This is a genomic window from Pedobacter sp. GR22-6 (assembly GCF_037402555.1).
Classification (GTDB): domain Bacteria; phylum Bacteroidota; class Bacteroidia; order Sphingobacteriales; family Sphingobacteriaceae; genus Pedobacter.
The window spans coordinates 439110-461081 of sequence record NZ_JBBEUC010000004.1 but is presented as its reverse complement, the minus strand read 5'-3'; the positions used below and the strand labels follow the sequence as shown (position 1 = coordinate 461081).

General features: G+C 40.0%; 17 protein-coding genes. 12 read left to right on the top strand and 5 right to left on the bottom strand.

Annotated features, from left to right (window positions below):
* Nucleotides 1-2 precede the first annotated feature (2 nt).
* From WAE59_RS20040 to WAE59_RS19990, 11 genes are all read left to right on the top strand, one after another.
* Nucleotides 3-929: a glycosyltransferase gene (locus tag WAE59_RS20040; RefSeq protein ID WP_337857767.1), complete on the top strand. Its 927-nt coding sequence runs from the start codon at nucleotides 3-5 to the stop codon at nucleotides 927-929.
* Nucleotides 914-1936 (top strand): glycosyltransferase family 4 protein, encoded by a 1023-nt coding sequence (locus WAE59_RS20035; RefSeq protein WP_337857766.1) that lies wholly within the window; start codon nucleotides 914-916, stop codon nucleotides 1934-1936. The genes WAE59_RS20040 and WAE59_RS20035 overlap by 16 nt, the downstream gene beginning before the upstream one ends.
* Before the next feature lie 6 nt (nucleotides 1937-1942).
* On the top strand, nucleotides 1943-2692 hold the full coding sequence (locus WAE59_RS20030; RefSeq protein ID WP_337857765.1) for a glycosyltransferase family 2 protein: 750 nt from the start codon (nucleotides 1943-1945) through the stop codon (nucleotides 2690-2692).
* A gap of 119 nt (nucleotides 2693-2811) precedes the next feature.
* On the top strand, nucleotides 2812-3876 hold the full coding sequence (locus WAE59_RS20025; RefSeq protein WP_337857764.1) for an O-antigen ligase family protein: 1065 nt from the start codon (nucleotides 2812-2814) through the stop codon (nucleotides 3874-3876).
* Nucleotides 3842-4987, top strand: coding sequence for an acyltransferase family protein (locus WAE59_RS20020; RefSeq protein ID WP_337857763.1), 1146 nt, complete (start codon nucleotides 3842-3844; stop codon nucleotides 4985-4987). Before WAE59_RS20025 ends, WAE59_RS20020 begins: the two co-directional genes overlap by 35 nt.
* Nucleotides 4988-4996: 9 nt before the next feature.
* Nucleotides 4997-6103: a glycosyltransferase gene (locus WAE59_RS20015; protein ID WP_337857762.1), complete on the top strand. Its 1107-nt coding sequence runs from the start codon at nucleotides 4997-4999 to the stop codon at nucleotides 6101-6103.
* 50 nt (nucleotides 6104-6153) lie between these two features.
* Nucleotides 6154-6975, top strand: a complete 822-nt coding sequence (locus WAE59_RS20010) for a glycosyltransferase family 2 protein (RefSeq protein WP_337857761.1) — start codon at nucleotides 6154-6156, stop codon at nucleotides 6973-6975.
* Nucleotides 6972-7886 (top strand): NAD-dependent epimerase/dehydratase family protein, encoded by a 915-nt coding sequence (locus WAE59_RS20005; protein ID WP_337857760.1) that lies wholly within the window; start codon nucleotides 6972-6974, stop codon nucleotides 7884-7886. The genes WAE59_RS20010 and WAE59_RS20005 overlap by 4 nt, the downstream gene beginning before the upstream one ends.
* Nucleotides 7886-8830, top strand: a complete 945-nt coding sequence (locus WAE59_RS20000; protein ID WP_337857759.1) for an MraY family glycosyltransferase — start codon at nucleotides 7886-7888, stop codon at nucleotides 8828-8830. Before WAE59_RS20005 ends, WAE59_RS20000 begins: the two co-directional genes overlap by 1 nt.
* Before the next feature lie 55 nt (nucleotides 8831-8885).
* Nucleotides 8886-10838 (top strand): polysaccharide biosynthesis protein, encoded by a 1953-nt coding sequence (locus tag WAE59_RS19995; protein ID WP_337857758.1) that lies wholly within the window; start codon nucleotides 8886-8888, stop codon nucleotides 10836-10838.
* A 7-nt stretch (nucleotides 10839-10845) separates the two neighbouring features.
* The gene (locus WAE59_RS19990; RefSeq protein WP_337857757.1) at nucleotides 10846-12465 is read left to right on the top strand and encodes a gliding motility protein RemB; all 1620 of its coding nucleotides are present in this window, start codon (nucleotides 10846-10848) and stop codon (nucleotides 12463-12465) included.
* A gap of 84 nt (nucleotides 12466-12549) precedes the next feature.
* Here the strand turns inward: WAE59_RS19990 and WAE59_RS19985 are convergent, their stop codons facing one another.
* The 5 genes from WAE59_RS19985 to WAE59_RS19965 all read right to left on the bottom strand — a co-directional run bounded on the left by WAE59_RS19985 (nucleotide 12550) and on the right by WAE59_RS19965 (nucleotide 21376).
* Nucleotides 12550-12969: a helix-turn-helix transcriptional regulator gene (locus WAE59_RS19985; protein WP_337857756.1), complete on the bottom strand. Its 420-nt coding sequence runs from the start codon at nucleotides 12967-12969 to the stop codon at nucleotides 12550-12552.
* 41 nt (nucleotides 12970-13010) lie between these two features.
* Nucleotides 13011-13841 (bottom strand): HEPN domain-containing protein, encoded by an 831-nt coding sequence (locus WAE59_RS19980; RefSeq protein WP_337857755.1) that lies wholly within the window; start codon nucleotides 13839-13841, stop codon nucleotides 13011-13013.
* Nucleotides 13842-13931: 90 nt separating this feature from the next.
* Nucleotides 13932-15764 (bottom strand): sensor histidine kinase, encoded by a 1833-nt coding sequence (locus WAE59_RS19975; RefSeq protein WP_337857754.1) that lies wholly within the window; start codon nucleotides 15762-15764, stop codon nucleotides 13932-13934.
* Between the two features lie 19 nt (nucleotides 15765-15783).
* Nucleotides 15784-19842 carry a chemotaxis protein CheB gene (locus WAE59_RS19970; RefSeq protein ID WP_337857753.1) on the bottom strand — a complete coding sequence of 1353 codons (4059 nt, stop codon included), beginning with the start codon at nucleotides 19840-19842 and terminating at the stop codon, nucleotides 15784-15786.
* 4 nt (nucleotides 19843-19846) lie between these two features.
* Nucleotides 19847-21376, bottom strand: coding sequence for a GAF domain-containing protein (locus tag WAE59_RS19965; protein WP_337857752.1), 1530 nt, complete (start codon nucleotides 21374-21376; stop codon nucleotides 19847-19849).
* A gap of 133 nt (nucleotides 21377-21509) precedes the next feature.
* Here WAE59_RS19965 and WAE59_RS19960 point away from each other — a divergent pair, with 133 nt between their 5' ends.
* Nucleotides 21510-21896 carry a ribosomal maturation YjgA family protein gene (locus WAE59_RS19960; RefSeq protein ID WP_337857751.1) on the top strand — a complete coding sequence of 129 codons (387 nt, stop codon included), beginning with the start codon at nucleotides 21510-21512 and terminating at the stop codon, nucleotides 21894-21896.
* The last annotated feature ends 76 nt before the right edge of the window (nucleotides 21897-21972 follow it).

The window sequence follows — 21972 nt, the reverse complement described above, 5'->3', positions numbered from 1 at the left end:
AGATGTCAGATATCAGATTTAATTATATAATAACTATACACAATAAGCAAGATCTTATTGCTGAAGTTTTATATCATGTTGTCGAATGTATGAGCGAGAGCAGTGAAGTTTTTGCTGTCTTGGATGGATGTACTGATGGATCAGAAGAGCGAGTAAATGATATAGCCGCCCAATATCCAAATCATCGAATCCATAAAATCTTCGAAAATGATGTGCATGAACTCAAGTCCATCAATGCTGGAATTTTAGCGGCTACTCATCAGGGAGAATGCTATAATATAATTCTTCAGGATGATGTTCTTCTAACAGATCATCTAATTGAATCGCGCCTAACCGCCTTATATTCAACAATGCCTAACCTAGGAATTGTTTCACTTCGTCATGGAGCAAACATTTCTAGGGCGTTAATGAAAAATGCGGCTACTATACCGACATATCAATATATTGAAAGTGAAGTAGGTCACAGGCCGAATTTATTTAAAATGCTTTCTATCGGGGAATTTATCTACAAGGAAATCGCCATAAAAAGTCCAATTTGCATCCCTTCTGCAGTAGTGAGAAAAGTTGGGATGCCTGATGAAAGATATGCACCATGGGATGATATTGCTTATTGTTATGCAGTATCATGTGCTGGTTTTGATAATGGTGTATTCGCAATACCTTTTAAATCAGACATAGAATGGGGAACCACCAGGAAAAAGATACAGCACGTAACTATTTCCTCTGTTCAACAAAAAAACTTGTCATTGTTTAAAATGCAATATAATCATGGAATTTTGCCTATTAAAAAAATTTATAACAATAAACGGTACAAAATATTCTCTTCTGATATAAGGTCTAATGCTTCAGTTTTAGATTACTTAAGAGACTTAACAACATTAGGAATTGATTCGGTAAAATACTTATTAAAGTCATGGGTGATCAGATAACTAGAAAAGTTACGTATTTTCCGTTACAGGCTCACTGTTTTGCATTTGGTGGATTTGAAGTTCAGATGCTATCTGCTTTTAAAGCAGTCAAAAATTTTGGTTATGATGGTTTAAGTCTAAGCAAGGTGGACGTCTGGTCGAGAATAGCAGATTTCGACGTTGCTCACTTCTGGGGTCTGGAAATCGATAACTTCAGCAACCTGATTTGGGCTAAAAAATCAGGAAAAAAAGTTGTGTTGACAGCACTTTTTGGATACTATGAAACTTTCTTGTTAAAAGCCAAGAACTTTGCTTCAAGATATCTCCATGCAGGTCGTTTTAGACTTGAAATGCTAAAATATGTCGACATATTAGTTGTAGTTAGTGATGAACAAAAGATACTTGCTAATAAATATTATGGATTTTCAGAAGATAGGATAATCGTAATACCTAATATTGTATCTAATGAATTTATGACATTGACAAAACGAGTTCTACCATTGGGATTGCCATTTCAACAATACGTTCTTTGTGTCGGAAATGTTTGTCAGCGGAAAAATCAGGAAATTCTTATCGATGCAGTGGTAAAGTTAGGGTTAAATTTAGTATTGGTTGGCAAACCTATAGCGGGTGAGAGATCTTACGTTTCTAGGGTTGAAGAAAAGGTTAATCTAAATAAAAATATTATTTGGATTGAAGGGTTACGCGAAGGGTCAGAGGAATTAGTTTCATTAGTTCAGAATTGCAGTGTATTCGCACTCCCTAGTTTTTCTGAAACACAGCCAATAAGTATGTTGGAAGCTGCGTTTTGCGCCAAGCCATTGCTAACCGGTAATCGTGCTTATGCAAAGCAAAAATTTTATCAGAACGCGATGTTAGTCAATCCTAATTCGCTAAGTGCAATCCAGATTGGGTTGGAAAGCGTAGTTCGTGATCCGATAAAGTATGTAAGCCCTTCAATTTATCTGACTGAATGCACTGAAGAAGCAGTTGGGCAAGCTTATTCCAATATTTATTTATCCATCTAAGTTCAAATGAAGTATACTCCCTTAGTTTCTGTAATAATAGCGGTTTTTAATGGTGAAGATTATCTAGCGCGTGCATTGGAAAGTGTTAGAAATCAAAGTTATTCCAACGTAGAACTTATAGTGATAGATGGCGAGTCAACGGATGGGACAGTTGATATTATTAAACAAAATGTTAGCTATCTTAACTATTGGGTTAGCGAAAAAGATAAAGGCATCTATGATGCATGGAACAAGGGGCTCGCTAAATGTAACGGAGATTGGATTTCATTTTTAGGCGCTGATGACTACTACGAACTTGATTGTCTATCAAACTATGTTTCCTACATAGATCAACAATTAATACAACCGCATTTTGTTTCATCTCAAGTGAGGCTTGTAGACAAAACTGGAGCTCAAATTAGAATAATTGGACAGCCTTGGGTCTGGGGAAAATTCAGGAAGTACATGAATGCCACACATGTGGGATCTTTCCATTCACGTGAATTCTTTAACGAATACGGAGTTTTTGATGATACTTTTAAAATTGTCGGTGACTATGAGTTGCTTTTGAGGGCTGGCGATAAATTGAAGGCAGGCTACCTCGATTTAATAACAGTAAATATGCAAACAGGTGGAACAAGTACAAATTCTAATGCTTTGAAGGAGGCTATGAGGGCAAAAATTGTTAATAGATCCCGATCAAGGTTTAAGGCTAAATTAGACTACTTTGATGCTAATCTTCGGGCCATTTTGCGAAGGATATTGCGCAGACCATGAATATTAAAAGATTTATACTTTATTCTACCATTGCTAGTGTTTTCTCTGAAGCGATCTATTTTACATATATTATCGATTATAAACTTTTTTACCTCATTCTCTTTATTAATTTCTTCCTAATGTTTTTTATTAAGGAAATGTTGGTTTCAAAAAATCTTCTAATATTTTACTCTTATCTATTCCTTACAGGTTTATTTTCAGTCCTGACAGGTACAAACACTTCCTCTCGAGTTCTATCTCAGGTCGTTGGTATTTCTTTAGTATCGTTATATTACTACAATTTTTTTGGTCTTATTAGTGAGAAAATATCCCATCTTTTTGGGATTTACACACGGTTTGCTACAATTATTTCTGCTCTGGGCTTGATAATTTCTTGTATTCATTCATTTATGCGTATGGAGTTTATGCCAGTGAAAAGTATCATGCTCGAACCAGCCCATTTTGTCACCGCAGTACTTCCGGCCTTATATTTCCAGATCAAGGACAAAAATGTAGCATATTATTGGAATAGAGTAGCAATTCTTCTTGCCGCAATACTACTAAGCGGTTCGAGTGTAGGATTACTAGGACTCTTATTAATTTTGTTTCTAATACCTAAGAAAATTAATCCTGTAAGGATCATATTGCCTTTGATTTTTGCTTCTGTCTTTGCAGTAGCTTTGTATTTTACTTTTCCTAAGTTTACTTTAAGGATAGACGACACTGTGAATTCTTTTGTCAATAAAGATGTTAGCGGAGCTAATTTAAGCTCTTATTCTTTAATATCTAATTACTTGGTTGCTTATAAAAGTTTTTCAAGAAACCCTGTTTTAGGTGGGGGACTTGGATCGCACGTAATTACACACGATCGGGAAATTGGAACTATAGCTGGTTCTGAGGAATTTACTGAATTTTTGGAGTTAAACTCACAGGATGCCAACTCCTTGATGGTACGAGTGGTTTCAGAACTAGGTTTGGTTGGAATCTTAATCATCTTCTCTTTCATAATAAAGTATTATTCTGCGGCAAATGAATCCTCTTTATGGATTAGCCGAGCTGTTTTAATTTACTTTTTCTGTAAGTTGCTTAGAGAAGGTCATTATTTTTCTCCAGAAATGTATTTTTTTATTTTTGCCTATTGGCTTAACTATGTACAAAACCGAGATAAACGTGAAGACACAACACAACTATGTCCCAGCTCTTGATGGACTGAGAGCATTAGCAGTTTTATTAGTAATGATGGTTCATTTCGGAATATTGGGTGTTGGATGGGTTGGAGTACAAACGTTTTTTGTATTATCCGGATATCTAATTACCACTAGCTTGATTATGGAAAAGTCCCATACGGATAGAATATTGAAATATTTGAAGGTTTTCTATTGGAGACGAAGTTTACGGATATTTCCAATTTATTTTCTATATGCATTTGCAATTTTATTTTTTTGGGGTGCAAGCGATCAATGGGCTAGAGTTTTTGGAGCAGTGGTTCCTATATTAACCTACTCAATTAATATATATGCACTTTTTCCTAATCCAGTAGATCTTAATGGGGTAGGTCATTTTTGGTCATTAGCAGTTGAAGAACAATTTTATTTGGTTTGGCCATTTCTTATTTTTTATCTTCCTATTAAACGGCTTAAAACTCTCCTTGGCCTTTTGCTAATTATAGTTCCTTTATTTAGGCTGTTTCTTTTTTTATTTTTAATGGAGAAGGAACAGAGTATAGCTCGCGCAGGAGAGTTTGTTAATTTTATTACATTTTCCCATTTGGATGCATTTGCAATTGGTGCAACAATTGTTTTCTATAGGGATTTGTCAAATAGATTAAGTCGTAATTTTTTACGTAAAATTTTCTTTTGCGCATTATCAATTGTCTTTATTGCAGGAATTTTGAATTTCATTTTAATCAGTAATGAATCCAGTATTGGTCTTGGATTGATAAGTACAGGCGGTTATCCATGGTTACTGCTTGATAATCTGGGATTTGTTTGGGGGTACAGCTTGCTGAATTTGTTTTCCGCAATTGTTATATTTTGTATTGTTAATAGATCTAAGGTGTTTCCATGGCTGGAAAACCGATATCTTGTCTACGTTGGTAAGATATCCTATGGCATATACTTGTATCATGTTGCGGTACTTATATTTATCAATTGGTTAAAGGATAATGGCATCATTACAAACAGATTAATTTCATTTACAATTTATATTGGACTTACGTTATTGATAGCAAGCCTGTCTTATCATTTTTTTGAGGCATATTTTATGAAGTTTAAGAAAAAAATTAAAGTCTCGGATATATCCTTATCAAAAATTTAAACATTAGCAATGGATAAAAAAGGCAAAACTACAATCGTAATCTCTGGTGCAAATATCACTTCAGGAGGACCACTACAAGTTTTCCGGGACGTTCTGTCGCAAACTCGCAATCACAAAGAATTCTATATTGTAGCGATTGTAGCAGATGTCAGCTTGTTTGGTGAATTCGATCACGTACATTTTATACAAATTAAACTTTATAAGAAATTTATACTGCTTAAATTTTTCTATGAATATATCTGGTACTACTTCTTGTCCAAAAAAATGAACGTCCATCTTTGGCTTTCTTTGAATGATTGTAGTCCAACTGTTAGATCAAGAGTACGATCAGTGTATTGCCATAATGCAACGCCGTTTTATAAACGAAGATTAAAAGACTATTTGAATCCTACTAGGAGCTTTTTGCAAAGCTTTTATTATCCGCTTTTTTATTACATTAATTTGTCAAGAAACAAATATATCATTGTTCAACAGCAGTGGATTAGGGATTATTTCGTGAATGCTTACGGCGCAATGCGTTCATCTGTTATAGTAAATCAACCAACTGCATGCGAGAATGTGAATTTAAAGAGTGAAAAACCTGACGTTTATACATTCATCTATCCTACTAAACCCCAGCCTTATAAAAATATTGAAGTGATTTGTGAGGCCGTGCAATTAATTGAATCAGCCAGTCTCGCCAAATTTAAGGTTATCGTAACTGTGAATGGTAAAGAGAGTAGGTACGCAATGCGTCTAATTGAGAAATATGGTCACTTGAGATGTATAAGTTGGGTTGGGGCGGTCAATCGTGATAAAATGAGTTATCTTTATTCGACGTCGGACTGCTTAATTTTTAGTTCAACTTTAGAGACATGGGGCTTGCCTATCACAGAATTCAGGCAGTATGGAAGACCAATGCTTCTGGTCGACTTACCTTACGCAAAGGAGAGTTCCGGTGGATATGAGTTTGTTAAATTTTTTGCAGCGGATGATCCGGAAGAGTTGCAAAAATATATGCTAACTTTGATTGAAAAGGAGGCATTGGCGTTTGATAAGAATCCTAGTGTCGAAGTTGAAAAGCCATTCACTAATGGATTTGATGAATTATTTTCGTTGATCTTAACAAAAGAATAAAAATGGCATAGAACATAATTATAAATTCTATAAATTAAAAAAATAAAACCTTGAAATTTGAAGTAACAGCTAGCATAGTGTTGTATAACAATCCTCAGCATATGTTAATTCAATCGATTAATAGTTTTTTAAACTCAACACTTTTAATAAAACTTTATCTGATTGATAATTCTCCTACCAACAGCCTAAAAGACATTATATCAGACCCAAGGGTGGAATACATACATAATCCTTCAAATCCTGGATTTGGTGCAGGGCACAATATTGCCATTCGAAAAGCGCTTGATGTATCCCCTTTTCACTTAGTTTTGAATCCTGACATATTTTTTGATAATGGAGTAATCGAACGTCTCTTATCATTCATGGCCCTTAACACGGACGTGGGTGTAGTCATGCCAAAAGTACTTTATCCTGATGGATCCTTACAATATGTAGCTAGGTTGTTGCCAAGCCCAATTGACTTAATCATTAGAAGACTGATTCCATTGAAATATATAAAAGATAAAGTGGACGAAAGGTATGAACTCAGAGGTACGAAATATAACAAAACTATTGAAGTTCCTTTTTTGTCAGGATGCTTTATGCTATTTAGAATGGATGTCCTAAAAGGTATTTCTGGATTTGATGAGAAAATATTCATGTATACAGAAGACATAGATATATGTAGACGTGTAATGAATAGCGGCTACAAGTCGTTATTTTATCCTGAAGTTTCTGTCTTTCATGATCACGAGAAGAAATCTTTCATGCAATACAATACATTCAGAGTATATTTAAAATCAGCAGTTTACTATTTTAATAAATGGGGGTGGCTATTCGATGCAGAAAGAAGTAGAATAAATAAAAAAACAATTAGGCAAATAAAAATTTGAGAATCTTAATTACTGGGTCATCAGGCTTTGTCGGTCAAAACCTGATTAAATATTTGAGCGCTAAATTTAATTTCGATATAACGCGAGTTTCTAGGAGTGAGTTAATTTCAGCAGATTTCTCAGACACTTTTGCTGTTGTACACTTAGCTGGTAAGGCCCATGATCTAAAAAATTCGTCAAATGCCAATGAATATTATAAGGTAAATTATGAACTAACTAAGGGCCTATTTGATAAATTCTTATCATCAGATGCAAAAAAATTCATTTTTATTAGTTCCGTAAAAGCTGCTGCTGATACTGTTGATGGTATACTAACAGAAGATGTCTTTCCTAGTCCGGTTACTGACTATGGAAAATCAAAGTTGATGGCGGAACAGTATATTCAAAGTCAAATACTACCGATTGGAAAGTTTTATTATATATTACGTCCATGTATGATCCATGGACCGGGAAACAAAGGTAACTTAAACTTATTGTATAAATTTGTCCAGAAAGGAATCCCTTATCCTTTAGCTTCTTTTGACAATAAAAGATCTTTTTTAAGTGTGGGGAATTTATGTTTTGTGATAGTCAAATTACTGCAGCAAGAGGTTGCCTCAGGGATTTATAACGTAGCGGATGACGATCCTCTATCTACGACTGATGTGATAAGGTTATTGGCAAATTCATCAAATAAAAAACCAAAATTATGGGCTGTGTGTAGCAGAATAATTCTAGGGCTCGCTAAGCTTGGCGATATATTCAAACTACCATTAAATACGGAACGTTTGAACAAGCTTACCGAAAATTATATTGTTTCCAATGCTAAAGTTAAGGACGCTTTAGGGGTGAATCTCCCATTAAATGTCGAGGATGGGTTAAAAATTACTGCTTCCTCTTTTATGGCTGAAGTATCTAGACTGGAAAAATAATGCTTTATATATCTTTAATTATATTTCTGTTTTTGGCGATGCTCCTTTATTTTAAAGTTGCTGATCATTTTAATATCATTGATAAGCCGAACGAGAGAAGTTCCCATTCAGAAGTCACGATAAGGGGAGGAGGAATAATATTTCTTATTGCCGCATCAATTGCTTTCGTTTTCTATCCGAAATATTGGATTTTAAGCCTTGGTATGTTAGCTATCGGTATCATCAGTTTTATTGATGATCGAATTACGCTTTCCAACAAAATCAGACTTTTTGTTCATTTATTTGCAGTTACTTTGTTGTTCATTTCATTAAGTGCCTTTCAGTTTTTTTCGCCTTACGTTATTACACTTTTGTACGTATTTGTCATAGGAACGATTAATGCCTATAATTTCATGGATGGTATTAACGGAATAACTGGTGTCTACAGCTTTGTAGTTCTTGGTGGACTTCAATATGTAAATCTAAATATCATTAAATTTGTCGAGCCAGATATGATTTGGTTACCAATCATCGCAGTTTCTGTTTTTTTATATTTTAACTTTAGAAAGAGAGCCAAATGCTTTGCAGGAGATGTAGGAAGTATCACTATTGCTTTTTGGATTCTGTTTTTATTGATCAAATTGATTATGCAAACTGGAAACTACGGCTATATTTTGTTCTTGGCAGTTTATGGTGTAGATGCAGTACTAACCATTGTTCATAGATTAATACTGAAACAGAATATATTCCAAGCTCACCGGTTTCATTTTTATCAGATTCTGGCAAATGAGCAAAAACAAAGTCATTTACTGATATCATCCGTCTATGGTGCTATACAGGTTTTGATAGTTGCTATAGTAACTCAGTTTTCTCTCAGATTTGTTCCATTGTTTCTTATCATTATAACGCCCTTAGCACTAATCTATATTTTTTTTAAACCAAAATTGATGAAAGCCAAATCCTAGTTTCGTCTTTGGTTCAATTATTGTTACTTTTGGTCTGCGAGCTAAAAACTCTTCTATGTTTACAAAAGTACAAATCGTATCACGCTGGGTTATCTTCACTATAGACATTGGTCTTAGTGTTTTAGCGTTACTTTTTGCTGTAGTACTTCAGCATAATTTTCACCTAAATGAGATAGACTTTATTGCATTTTACAAATCCGTAGTATTGCTCGTAATAGTCAATTCGCTAGTTTTTAGCAGTGTTAAAAGTTATGCCGGCATTGTACGATATACATCGGCCCAAGATTCCTTCCGAATCTTGTTTGCGGTGATCCTGAGTTCTCTATTGATGTTTTTCGCGCATGCGGTGGGTGTTGTGATTTCACATGAGCACGTAATCAGTAATGTCGCAATAATTATCTCTACCCTTTTCTCTTTTCTTTTTTTAATCACCTATCGAATAATGGTCAAATATTTCTTCATGTATTTGAAGAATGCGAGCTTGGACAAAATTCGAGTTATTATTTATGGGGCAGGCGAGGCTGGACTAGCCACCAAACGTACTTTCGATCACGACGCTAAAGTAAATAAGACCATTATAGCTTTTGTGGACGACGATATTCGAAAAGTAGGAAAAACTATTGATGGGGTTAAAATTCTGGATGCTGGTCGATTAGAATACCTGATTGTAGAGCATGAAGTGGATGAAATTATTTTTGCTTCTTATACCATTCCTTTGGAGCGTAAAAACGACATCGTTGATATCTGCTTAGATCATGATGTTAAAATCTTAAATATTCCTTCTCCGGATGTTTGGGCAAAAGGAGATGTCACAACGGCTCAGATTCAGAACATTAATATCGAAGATCTTTTAAATCGCAAGACCATCCAGATCGATATTGAAGGGATTCAGAAACAACTTAAAGGAAAAAGAATCCTAATCACAGGGGCTGCAGGCTCTATAGGAAGTGAGATAGTCAGACAATTGATGAAATTCGAAACTGGATTAATCATCTTATGTGATCAAAGTGAAACGGCTCTGCATAACATATATTTGGAGCTAGACGAAACTCATAAAAATACCAACTTCCACGCTTTCATTGGTGATGTAAAAGATGAGAAGAGAATGCAGCATTTATTCGAGACATACAAGCCTCATTACGTCTATCACGCCGCAGCGTATAAACATGTGCCTTTGATGGAAGATAATGCCGCAGAAGCTATTAAAACGAACGTGAGGGGAACTAAAACCATCGCTGACCTCTCTGTGAAACATGGTGTACAGAAATTTGTAATGATCTCAACTGATAAGGCTGTTAATCCAACAAATGTAATGGGGGCCTCTAAGCGCATTGCGGAGATTTATGTGCAGTCATTGAACAATTCTCTCAATAAATCTGATGCAATTTATACCAATGGCCTAAGTTATCTAAATGAAGGAAATGTCAAACCGATCACCAAATTCATTACTACCCGTTTTGGAAATGTTTTGGGCTCCAATGGTTCTGTAATCCCTCGCTTTAAACAACAGATAGAAAAAGGCGGACCAGTTACCGTTACCCATCCTGAAATCACCAGATATTTTATGACCATTCCTGAAGCCTGCCGTTTGGTACTGGAGGCGGGCTGTATGGGCAAAGGGGGAGAGATCTTCATTTTTGATATGGGTAAATCCGTGAAGATTGTTGAATTGGCTAAGAAGATGATCAAATTGGCTGGTTTAATTCCAAACCAGGATATCAAAATCTCCTACTCGGGGTTAAGACCGGGCGAGAAGCTGTTTGAAGAATTACTAAATGATAGTGAAAATACCATGCCTACCCACCATGAAAAGATTATGATCGGACAGGTGCGTGAGTATGTATTTAATGATATTGAGACGCAGATTTATGAGTTGTTGCGTTTGGCATCTTTGCACAACAATAGAAAGGTCGTGGAGCAAATGAAGTTCATCGTGCCTGAATTCCTCAGTAAAAACTCTGTATTTGAAGAACTGGACCCTCAGGTACAAGAACAAGAAAACCTTTAATCACCTTATGAGAGCATTCCTAACCTTGGGGATTCTTGCAATAGCGCTCAGTTGCGCGAAAGCACAGACTCCAAATGTCAATATTCCCTATTCTTACCAATTCTATCAGAAGCTCAATAAATCTGTATACGACGTTAACGGACGTATGCATTCTTCTATTAAGGGCTTTTATTCGGATGATCCAATACTTAAAGCCAGGTATGATAGCTTGATGAATGCAGGAGTAGACTCCTTAAACCGACGCTCATGGGTAAGGAGGAAATTGACTCAGGAGCATTTGCTCAATTTCAAAGGGGAAGATTATACAGTATACGCAGATTTTCTGCCTGATTTTCAGATTGGAAGGGAATTCGACGAGAGCAAAACCACCTGGAAAAATACAAGGGGTGTTCAGCTTGGAGGAACAATAGGAGAGAAGTTTTCTTTTTACACCAATGTTTTTGAGAATCAAGGGGTCTTTGCGAAATACATTACTGATTTCATCGATAGCAATAAGGTGGTGCCAAGTGAAATTGGAGGGAGTGTAGGCAAATTGGATAATAAAACAAAAGACTGGTCATACGTAACTGCTTTACTATCCTACACTGCCAGCAAACACTTAAATATTGCTCTGGGTTATGACAAAAACTTTATAGGAGATGGTTATCGTTCGATGTTATTGTCAGATGTGGCCTCAAACTATTCTTTTTTAAGATTAAGAGCCACATTGGGTAATGTGAGGTATCAAACCATATTTGCTTATATGCTGGATCCAGGTGCGGAAAGGTTAACCGTTGACAGGCGGCTAGGTGACCGTGGTAAATGGGCTGCTATGCATTATATCGATTGGAATGTGAGTAACAGACTTTCTTTGGGCTTCTTCCAGGCAGTAACTTGGGCTGATGCAGAGAAAGAAGGAAAGCGTGGATTTGATTTTAATTATATTCATCCTTTTATCTTCTTGAGGCCATTAGAAAGTGCAAATACGTATTCTCCAGACAAAATGCGCCTCGGCTTAAACGTAAAATACGAGTTACTCGAGAAAACAGCTCTATACGGACAGTTCATGTTTGATGAGTTTACCGCCAAGGAATTCTTTAGCAATAAAGGTTATTGGGCCAATAAATGGGCTTTGCAAGTCGGCTTTAAAGGTTCTGACCTGTTCAAGGTAGAAGGGTTGAATTACCTCGCTGAATTTAATACTGCAAGACCTTATACTTACGCTCATTTTGACCGTGTTTCCAACTATGCAGCAATGAATCAACCTTTGGCGCATCCACTCGGGGCCAACTTCCGTGAGATGCTGGGTATTTTAAATTACAGTTACCAACGCTTCGACTTTCAAACTCAGTTAATGTATGCGTGTTATGGTCTCGACCCAGAGGGAATGAACTATGGCAAGAACATCTTCAAAAGCTACGAAACAAGGTCATTGGAATATGGTAGTAATATAGGGCAAGGGATTAAAACAAATCTGTACTTCGCTGAAGCTAAGGCATCTTATCTACTCAATCCTAAATACAACTTGCGTCTAGAGCTAGGTGGAGTGTACAGAAGGGAGAACAATGAATTGACGGGCGCTAAAAATACCAACCTGATCACTTTCGGATTAAGAAGTACATTTAGAAACTTGTATCAGGATTTTTAATGCTTAATCAACGCAGAGAAGGCTTCAACTGGACTAGTAGAATGAATTTCTACACAGTGTTAGAAGTACCTGGCAAAAGATAGCCTATTTTTGTTCCAAAGCTTTTAGAAGTCGCTCATATAAAGCTTCTTTTTCTGCATGAAGCTTTTTGATTTCTTCCATAGTTTCTATGAGTTTATCCAAGGGACTGAATGTGCAACCATAATTCACAATTGGCCCCGAATTAACTACCGAACTATCATAGTTATTCTGTATGTTACTTATGGCTGTTTCCTCGTCAAAATTCCGGATCGCCTCTTCAGGCACATTGAGAATCTTAGCAATTTCAGCCAGCAATTCATCTTCAATCTTCTCTTTAGACTCCAGTAAAGAAACCTTTTTCTGGCTCCATTCGTCACCCAATGAGTAGGCTAAGGATTCTTGCTTAATCCCCATCATCTCTCTGAATCGTTTCACATTTCTGCCTTCATGAACTTTATTGGGATGTTTGCTGCTAGTACTCATAGTAGAATTGTTTGAATCAAAAATATACATTTTTTCAATAGTTAGGACATTGCTTCCAGTTTTTCTGTGCATAGGAGATCGACCATTTTTACAAATGCACTAACCCTGTAGAGCAGCTTAGCGGCATCCACAAGGGCAATCTCACAATCATCCTGATACCTGGTGCTGGAATAACTTTTCCTCAGGATCTGAAACAGACGTTCGTCTTCTGCATCGTTCCTGTTAAAGAATCTGGAGATCGGAAGCGAGAATAAGGCACAAAAATCCAGCAGTCGGCTAAGGTTATGGATCTCGCTGCGGAAGTCGGCGAAAACCCTTAGCAATAGAACGGCACTTTGCTCTACACATTGATGCAGCATGAAGACACCAATCAGCTCATCATGAGCCGCTACCGCTTGCCGGGCGCTCTTCAAAAATCCTTGGATGAGTTTTATCCGTTTTTCGATCAGCTTCATCGCGTTTTGTTTGGCTCCACTGTGATCATAGGCTTTGAGTGGCATCGGCACAATCGCGCCTTCCTTGTTGTACATTAGCAGACCTTCCTGAATGATGCTAATGATAAACCTGCTGTTCCTTTCTAATGCAGTTCCGATATTCTCTATGCCAAATACCAGGATATTGATTTTACCTTCTTTGTAGTTTGCATTGGAATAATCCTGCACTTCATGGTCAATCCTGGTATTGTGCGCTGTTACCATCAGCAGGAAATGCTGGTTTGATGATTCGATGTGCTGTCTAAACAAGGTCTGCATTTCCTGACGAGCGCTTACAAAGCCAAAACTATAGATGTGTAGGGCTTGGTATTTATCGGCCAATTTGGTGATAAACGGAGCCAGATTTGGATCATTAGGAGTAGATATCTTTGTTGACATAGCTTTATTGAGATTAGAATGCTAAGCAACGGGAATCTGCAGGAATAGGCTATTCCTGATTTGGATATGATATACTTTAAAGGGGATATTTTAGACAGCCGGCAATTCAAAGCAAAAATACACCGCTCCGTCTTTGCTTGAAATTTCCAGTTCAGAGCCGTTGTTGCTCACATACTCTCTGCAGAGTTGTAACCCCAAGCCCGTTCCTCCATTGTTAAAAATTCCTGAAGTGTCTCTGGTCTGGTTATACAAACAAATCTCAACCTTGTTCTTCACCTGCTTCAGGCTGCAGCCAAGCTCATTCCCCTTCGCGGTGAATTTAATGGCATTGTCAATCAGGTTGCGGAGGATCAGCTTCACCTGGTCCTGATCTGCATAAACCTTAAGCCCTGCCTGCAGGTTCATTTGGGTTTGAATTCCCTTTTCCTGAATCAATGGCATGTAGACCAACATCAAGTCATCAATCAGCATACTGATGTCAAATGCTACAGGCTCGGTTCTGATGCCATCCATCTGGCTCTTAGACCAGTGCAGCAGGTTGTTCAGCGTGGTGTTTATGGTTTCGATGTTCTTCCTGTTCTCATCCAGCAAGTACTTGATCTCGTCCAGGCTGAGGGCGTCCATATCCTTTAAGGTCAAAATGCTCATCAAACTATTTAATGGACTTCTCAGGTCGTGGGAGATGATCGAGAAGAGCTTATTCTTCACCTCATTGGAGGCTTTAAGTGCCACCACCTTTTTTTCATTGCGTAACATGGATTTATAGCGATCGCCCAAAGCAAAAGACAGCAATAGCAATTCGAGTGCTGATCCGATCGGAACGAGCTCAAAGGTATAATCGCCTACAGGCAGTACGCCAACGGTACTCAGCGTCACGATGATCAGGGTGATGCCGAGTGAAAACCAGGCAATGATGTAAAACTTCGCTGCCTTTAGCCCTCTGCGGTAGACGACAAAGCCTGTTCCCCAGAGCACGAGTGAAATCAGGATGGTCAGGTATTTGGAAATCTCTGCAGATGCAGTTTTATAGCCCAAGATGCTGGTTAAAAACATCAGAGTGGCAATCCCGATCATCGCCCAATAAACCTTCAGCACCTTTGGAAAGGTCTTTTCCAGGTTGAGGAATTTCCTGCAGAACAAAATAGAGCCAACAATGGAGATGCTCAGAAAGGCATGGGGGTAGCTAAATACCAAAAACCTTACGCTGTCGCCCAAGAGGTAGGCATAGCCCCGAAGGTACAAACTGACATAAATGGTCAGTGTAAGCACATATATGGAATAGTACAAGTAGGTATTGTCCTTTACGCTGATGAACAGGAAGATATTGAACAGGAGTAAGGTGATGAGCATTCCGATATAAAGGCTTTCCAGCCGGTCACGGGAGGACTGACCCTTCACTATCGTGTCTACAGTGCCAAGTTTAACGGGCACCAAAAGGTAGTTGTTGGTCTGCAGCCGGAGGTAAACGGTAGCAGGTTTTTCTAAACCCTTGGGATCAGGCATTTTGAAGGTGTAGTTATTGGCAATCCGTACACCCTTCACTTCCTTGGCGAAAGCGCCGGAATGGCGACTGATGATGCCTCCGTCCTTTGTGAGGATGTAACAGTCTATGCGCTCTATGGTAGGTACATCGACTACCAGCGCCACATCTTCAAAAAAGTCCTGCAGGTAGCTGATCTTTATCCAGACTGCGGATTTGGTGTTTTTGAAGTTGATGACATCTGAAGTTCCCCGGACAAATTGTTTGGAGGAATCCAGTTTCATCACCTGCTTCAGCTCAAGCTTTGCCGTGTTGTCGCGGTAATAACTGAGTTGTTTGCCTATATTTTGGTATGGCGTTTCCTCGTTCAGCCTGATCACCTGTGCGGAAGCAAAAAAGTTGATGAGCAGGAAAAGAGGGAGCATAAATGCTTTGATGCGCATACCTGGGTTCAAAATGAATTTATTTCTTCTTATGATTTAATGGGATTTCGAACCAGAATTCCGAGCCTTCATGTTCCTTGCTGTTTACGCCTATTTTTCCACCATGCCGCTTCACAATTTCCGCGGATATGTACAAGCCCAATCCCAGTCCTGAGATCATGGAATGGGAATCCTGCACGCGGAAGAAGCGGTCGAAAACATGGTCAATTTTGCTTTCTGGTATGCCAATCCCAAAATCTTTTACCGATATGCGCAACTGATCATCTATCAATTGAGTATGAATGATGGCTGTTTTATTATTAGGCGAATACTTGATGGCATTCGAAACCAGGTTGTGCATCACTTGTTCGATCCGGTGTTTGTCGGCATAAATCGTCACGTCATCCACATGGTCCAGTACAATTTCATGGTCTTCATCTGCGACGATGTCGCCGATAAATTGTTCCAGTACTTCTTTCAGGTTGAACTGGCTGAAATTGAACTGCATCTTGCCTGCCTGGATTTTCGTGACGTCCAGCAAATCACTCACCAACGAGGTGAGGTTGCCCAACTGTCGGTTTGCTTTCTCAATAAAACCAAGCATCGGCTTGCTGGCCTCATTCTTTTGGGCTATGCGCAAGGCCAGTTGTAAAAAGCCCTGAATGCTCGTAATCGGTGTTTTCAGTTCGTGGCTGGCAATACTCATGAACTCGTCTTTCCGCTGCATCAGCTCCTCCTGTTGTTTCCTGAGTTTTTGCTCAGCTTCGATCAGGCGTGTAATGTCTACCATCGAACCCACCATACGGTAGGGGGTCTGAAAATCGTCGTGCATGATGGTTCCCCTGTCCAGGATCACCGCATATTTTCCGTCTGACTTCTTTAAACGGTATTCTTCAGTCCATTTTTTCTGACTGGTATTGATGGCTTTAAAAACACTCTCCTTTACCCTTTCTTTATCGTCCGGATGGATTTTTTTAAACCAGAAGTCAATGTTGCTGCTTTCCTCGTTCAATTGGTAACCAAACATTGAGGTAAAGTTGTCGCTACGCCACATCTGGTTGTCCACCAGGTTCCAGTCCCAGATGGTATCGTTGGTTGCAGCAGAAACCTGTTTGAAACGTTCCTCGCTTTCACTGAGTGCCTGGGTCCTTTCCTGGATCTTAATTTCCAGGTCGCTATTTAATCTTTTAAGGGATTCACGGACACCGATCAGCTCATTGTAATTCTTCTTCAGTTTCACTGCCGCTGCTTTTTGATCGGTAAAGTCAGTAAGTGTGGCGGCGAATCCATCGGACATTTTTACTGCCACCAGGCGGTACCAGCGCTCATCCGCAGTCTTAAATTCGTGTTCCAGGGTGATGCCTTTTTCTACCGTATTGATGTATTTTTGGAAAAGGCTGCCCTCTGTCAGTTCCGGTAATTGTTTGACCAGTAATGCATTTTTGAGCTCTTCCTTATCTTTATGCAGCATTTCCAGTGCGGCATTGTTGTAAGAGATGCATTTGAAATCGGTAATCAGGTGCTCGTGATTTCTTACGGAAGTAAAGGCCAAAATGCCATTCAAACTGGCATTGAAAACCCCAGTGATCATGTTGTTGAGGTCGGCAATGTGCGATACATCTACAAAAGTGATCACCACACCGTCCTTTTGCTTGTCCTTCCTGATGTAAGGCATAATGCGCATCAGGCTCTTATCGCCATTTTTCAAGGCCACTTCTTTCTCTACCAAATGCCCGGAGAGCAGGACTGATCGGATATCGGCAGAGAGGTTTTCCGTTTTTATGTTGTTGGAGATGTGTTCTATCGACCGACCGATGTCGGCATCAATGAGGTTGACCATGCTCACCGCCGCAGGATTGAACTTCCTGATGTACAAACCTGAGTCCAAAAAGATCTGACCAATATCTGTGCTTCTGAAGTAGTTGTCCAAATCGTCGTTCAGGTCTACAAGCTCCTTAATCTTGATCTGGTGCTCAGTGTTCAGGGTATGAAGTTCTTCATTTAGCGATTGTAGCTCTTCATTGCTGGACTGCAGCTCTTCATTGGCGGAAAGCAACTCTTCATTGGTCGATTGCAGCTCTTCGTTCGTTGTCTCCATCTCTTCGACGGCAAACTGCAAATTGTTCCTGGTCTCATTGAGTTCGGCTTCCAGTTCGTAGATGTATTCGCTGTGCTGTTCACCTGAGAGGGCAGAAAGCACCAGCTCTTCCTTATCGGGAATGATCTCGGCAATGCTCTCTGAGAAAATCACCATGGTATACCCATCTTCATCCTGAGGGGGCTGGATGGATGCATTCAGATAAATGGACTCATCTCCCCTGTGGATCCGTAGCCTGTTGATATGTACGGGTTTGTTTTCACTCCAAACCTTTCGCAACGCGGTATTCAGCACGATGGAGATCTCCTTGGGTACCATCCTCAGGATATTCAGTTCAATCTTTTCCGGAAGGGAAAGGAAACGGCGGTAATTGCCGACAGTCTCCTGTATGATATAGCTCTTATCGACAAAAACACCCGCATAGCCCAGATCTGCTGTAACGAACTTATTGAACCGCTTCTCTGCAAGGCTCAGGGGGACATCTTTTGTAGCTTGTTCCTGCTGATTGGTCTTGCTCAGCATGCGTCCGCCGGTATGGTAGGTATTGAAAGTCGAATAATTGATCTTTCCGGTTTTCTGGAAAAGCTTCCATTTGCCGGAAAGTTCCGTCAGGCCGGTTTTTATTGCATTTGCTGTTTCACTGGATCCCAGCAGCATGTAGCCATTGGGGTTCAGGGAGAAATGGAAGGTCGACAATACCTTGTCCTGCAACATGCTGTTCATGTAGATCAGCATGTTCCTGCAACTGATCAGGTCGTTTTTGATGAAGGGCGGCGACTTGATCACATCGTGCTTGGCAAAAACGATCTGTTTCCGGATCTGGGGAATCACACTGAGTGTCTTCCCTTCCTGGATGAAATATTTTTTGAGCGTTTTGGCATCAATCTCTTTATTGATGGTCAGTGGGTACCTGTTGCTGGCCGCAATTTCAATGCTTTGTTCATCAATGTCAGTGGCGAAGATTTTTACATCCAGTTTTCTGCCCATTTTTTCCAGGCATTCATTGATGACAATGGCAATGGAATAGGCTTCCTGGCCAGTGCTGCAGGCACATACCCAGACTTTCAGGATGTCGCGGTCGGCCTTGCTGTTGATCAGCGCAGGAATCACCTCGCTCTTCAAAAGGTCGAAACAGGCCTTATCCCTGAAAAACCGGGTAACTCCGATCAGGAAATCCTGCCCAAGGACCTCTACTTCATCTGGGTTGCTGTGTAAAAATGTAATGTAATCCTTCAGGTGCTTGTGCCCGGTTTCGGTCATGCGCCTGCTGATCCTCCGGACGATGGTCGCCGTTTTATACAGGTTAAAATCATTGCCGCTTTTCGATAATACCAGTTTGAAGATTTCTTCCAGGAGTCCGTCATCTACATTGCCGGGTTCGAGTACTTTTACGGGTTCTTCTTCATTGTATTCGAAAAGTGCTTCATGGATTTTGTCGGGAGCCAGCACAAAGTCTGCATTGCCTGATGCAATGGCACTGTTGGGCATACCATCAAACTGGGCGGTTGCAGGGTCCTGAACAATCACCATTCCACCAAAATCTTTGATGCTCTGGATGCCTTTGGTACCATCGGTGCCTGTCCCGGACAGGATAATGGCTATGGCTTTTTCTTTTTTGTCTTCCGCCAGCGTGTGCAGGAAGGTATCTATCGCTGTATTGGGGGCCTTGATCAGCGATTTGTCCGCCAGTTTCAGGCGACCGTTGCTCACGGTCATCAGCTTATTGTTGGGTATGATGTAGACGCAGTCCTGCTGGATCGCCATATTGTGCGCTGCTTCAAATACCTTCATATGGGTATGTTTGGAAACGAGTTCTACGAGCAGGCTTTTGAAATTGGAAGAAAGGTGTTGGATGACGATAAAAGAGAAACTGGAACTCTCCGGCATGTGGTCAAAGAAAGTATGGATGGCTTCCAGACCACCTGCAGATGCTCCTATCGCTACGATATATTTGTCATACCGTGGTTCCTTTTGCAGTGCTTTTAAATTACTTTTTGCCATTGATTTAGTGCTTTAATTGCCTCGTTCTGAATTCAAAAAGAAAAGTGCGGAGCGACTCGGCCACTTCCAGTTCTTCTTTCCGCCAGCTCAGGGCATGTTCCCTTACGGTCTCCTTCCAGGAAGTAAACGAATTTCTGGGATGATAATTTTTCCCATCCTGATCAAAAGTAATGGTTTGGTTTGGATCGCCGCCCCAATTGATGTCTTGTAAAACCTCGGGCCTGAAACAGACCACAAACTCTGCCCTTTCACTATCGATGGGAATGAACAACAGGCCGCTGACTTCTGCAGCGAATGCTGCCGCATCTTCATAATCTTCACTGAGCTGTGAAGTAGAGAAAACCTTGTTGAAGCTTTTGCCTTCCAGCCACAGGAGCAGGTTCTCCAGCTCATCTTTCGGGGGAACAAGACCACGGCTTTCTATGCGCCCATTTTGGGACACCACGACACCTGAAGCCTTGAATAGCGAAAGCAGCTGTGCAGCATCTTCAGCTAAAAGAACGGCCATCAACTGATCTTCAGTATAAATACGGTCGCTCAGGAGCTGTCGCTGTAAATGCAGCGACTGGCTCTCCTGATGACTTTCCTGATTCAGGACCATGCTGAGCCTATTGGAGATCAGTTCCGAAAGCCATTCAAAGACTGAACAGATTTCATAATTGAGGTATTTCTCGTCAATGTGGTGACAGGAAATTAAACCCCATAGGGATTGATTGTATATCACCCTGATCGACATCGAAGCTTTGATGCCCATGTTTTTCATGTATTCCAGGTGCACTGCCGCAACTCCCCTCAAATTGCAATCGGAGAGGTCTATAAAGGCATTGGTCACTGGATTGATGACCGGATACAGGCGGATCGGCTGATAGTTTCTGTTGGGGATGAGCCGGTAAGGATTTTTCAAATACATTTCCCGTGCCTGTCTGGGTACATCAGATGCAGGGAAAGTCTGACCTAAATACTGCTCAAGTCGTTCATCTTTGTCTTCTGAAATTACAGTCCCATTCCACTCTTTGTCAAAACTATACATCAGGATTCCGTCGAAGCCGGAAAGCTTGCGGAGTTCTGTAATTGCGGTATCGCAGACTTCCTGAACGGTGTCTGCTTTGTCCAGGGCTGCGCCGATATGCCTGATGCTTTCGTACACTTCCGTAAAACTCCTGGAAGTACTTTGATCCGACTTTTCCAGTTCAATAATGAGGTAGTCGGTTTTAATATGTACCAGGGCATGGTAAGATTCGCTACCATCATCCTGCTTTAAACTCAGGGATAAGGGAATCCTAAATAGTAACTGGCTTTTAATCAGTTCTTTAATCTTTTGTGTGCTGGCCTCTTCCAAATATTGCGCCAATGGGCCCGGGATGATTTCCTGGATGTCTTTATGGAATAATCCGGCCAGATTTTCACTGGCCTGAACGATCATCAGCCCCTTGGTTTCTACAACCAATACATAGCCATAGTCTTGTATGGAGTTGATGTGATGCAGGGGAAGGCTTCCACAGAAATCGGAATCAAAGTTCTTTTTAATAGTCATTCTTTCGGTTCAGCGATAAAATTATAAATATGTACGGATAAAACGAACTTTTCGATGAACACAAACCCGGCCAATTATGAATTTATGAAGTAATGCTTAAATTTTAATATTTTAGGGCAAAACTTAGGAATAAATGTCTGCTACCAAGCGAAGGTTAATTTATGTGATGCTGATCGTATTGGTAGTCCTATTGGGTTTGTTATCGAGAAGGCTTTCGGGGATCCCGCTAATGGTGGGCGACCTGCTCTGGGCAGTGATGATGTTTCTGATCATTCGGTTTCTGCTGATCGATCAGCATTGGAAGAAAGTTGCGCTCCTGAGTTTGTTCACCTGCTATGCGGTAGAACTGAGTCAGCTTTACCATGCGGCATGGATCGATGACATCCGCAATACTCTGTTGGGTAGTTTAGTTTTGGGGCATGGTTTCCTTTGGGGCGATTTGCTGGCCTATACATTGGGTGTAGGTTTTGCGGCCCTGCTTTCCAGTTTCCTGGAGGGAACTGCCCGGTCGAGGGGATAAAATGAGACAAAACCGCAAATAAATGATCAGATTCAGCCAGGTGATTTGCTTATTTTGGCCCAACAAAATATAAACA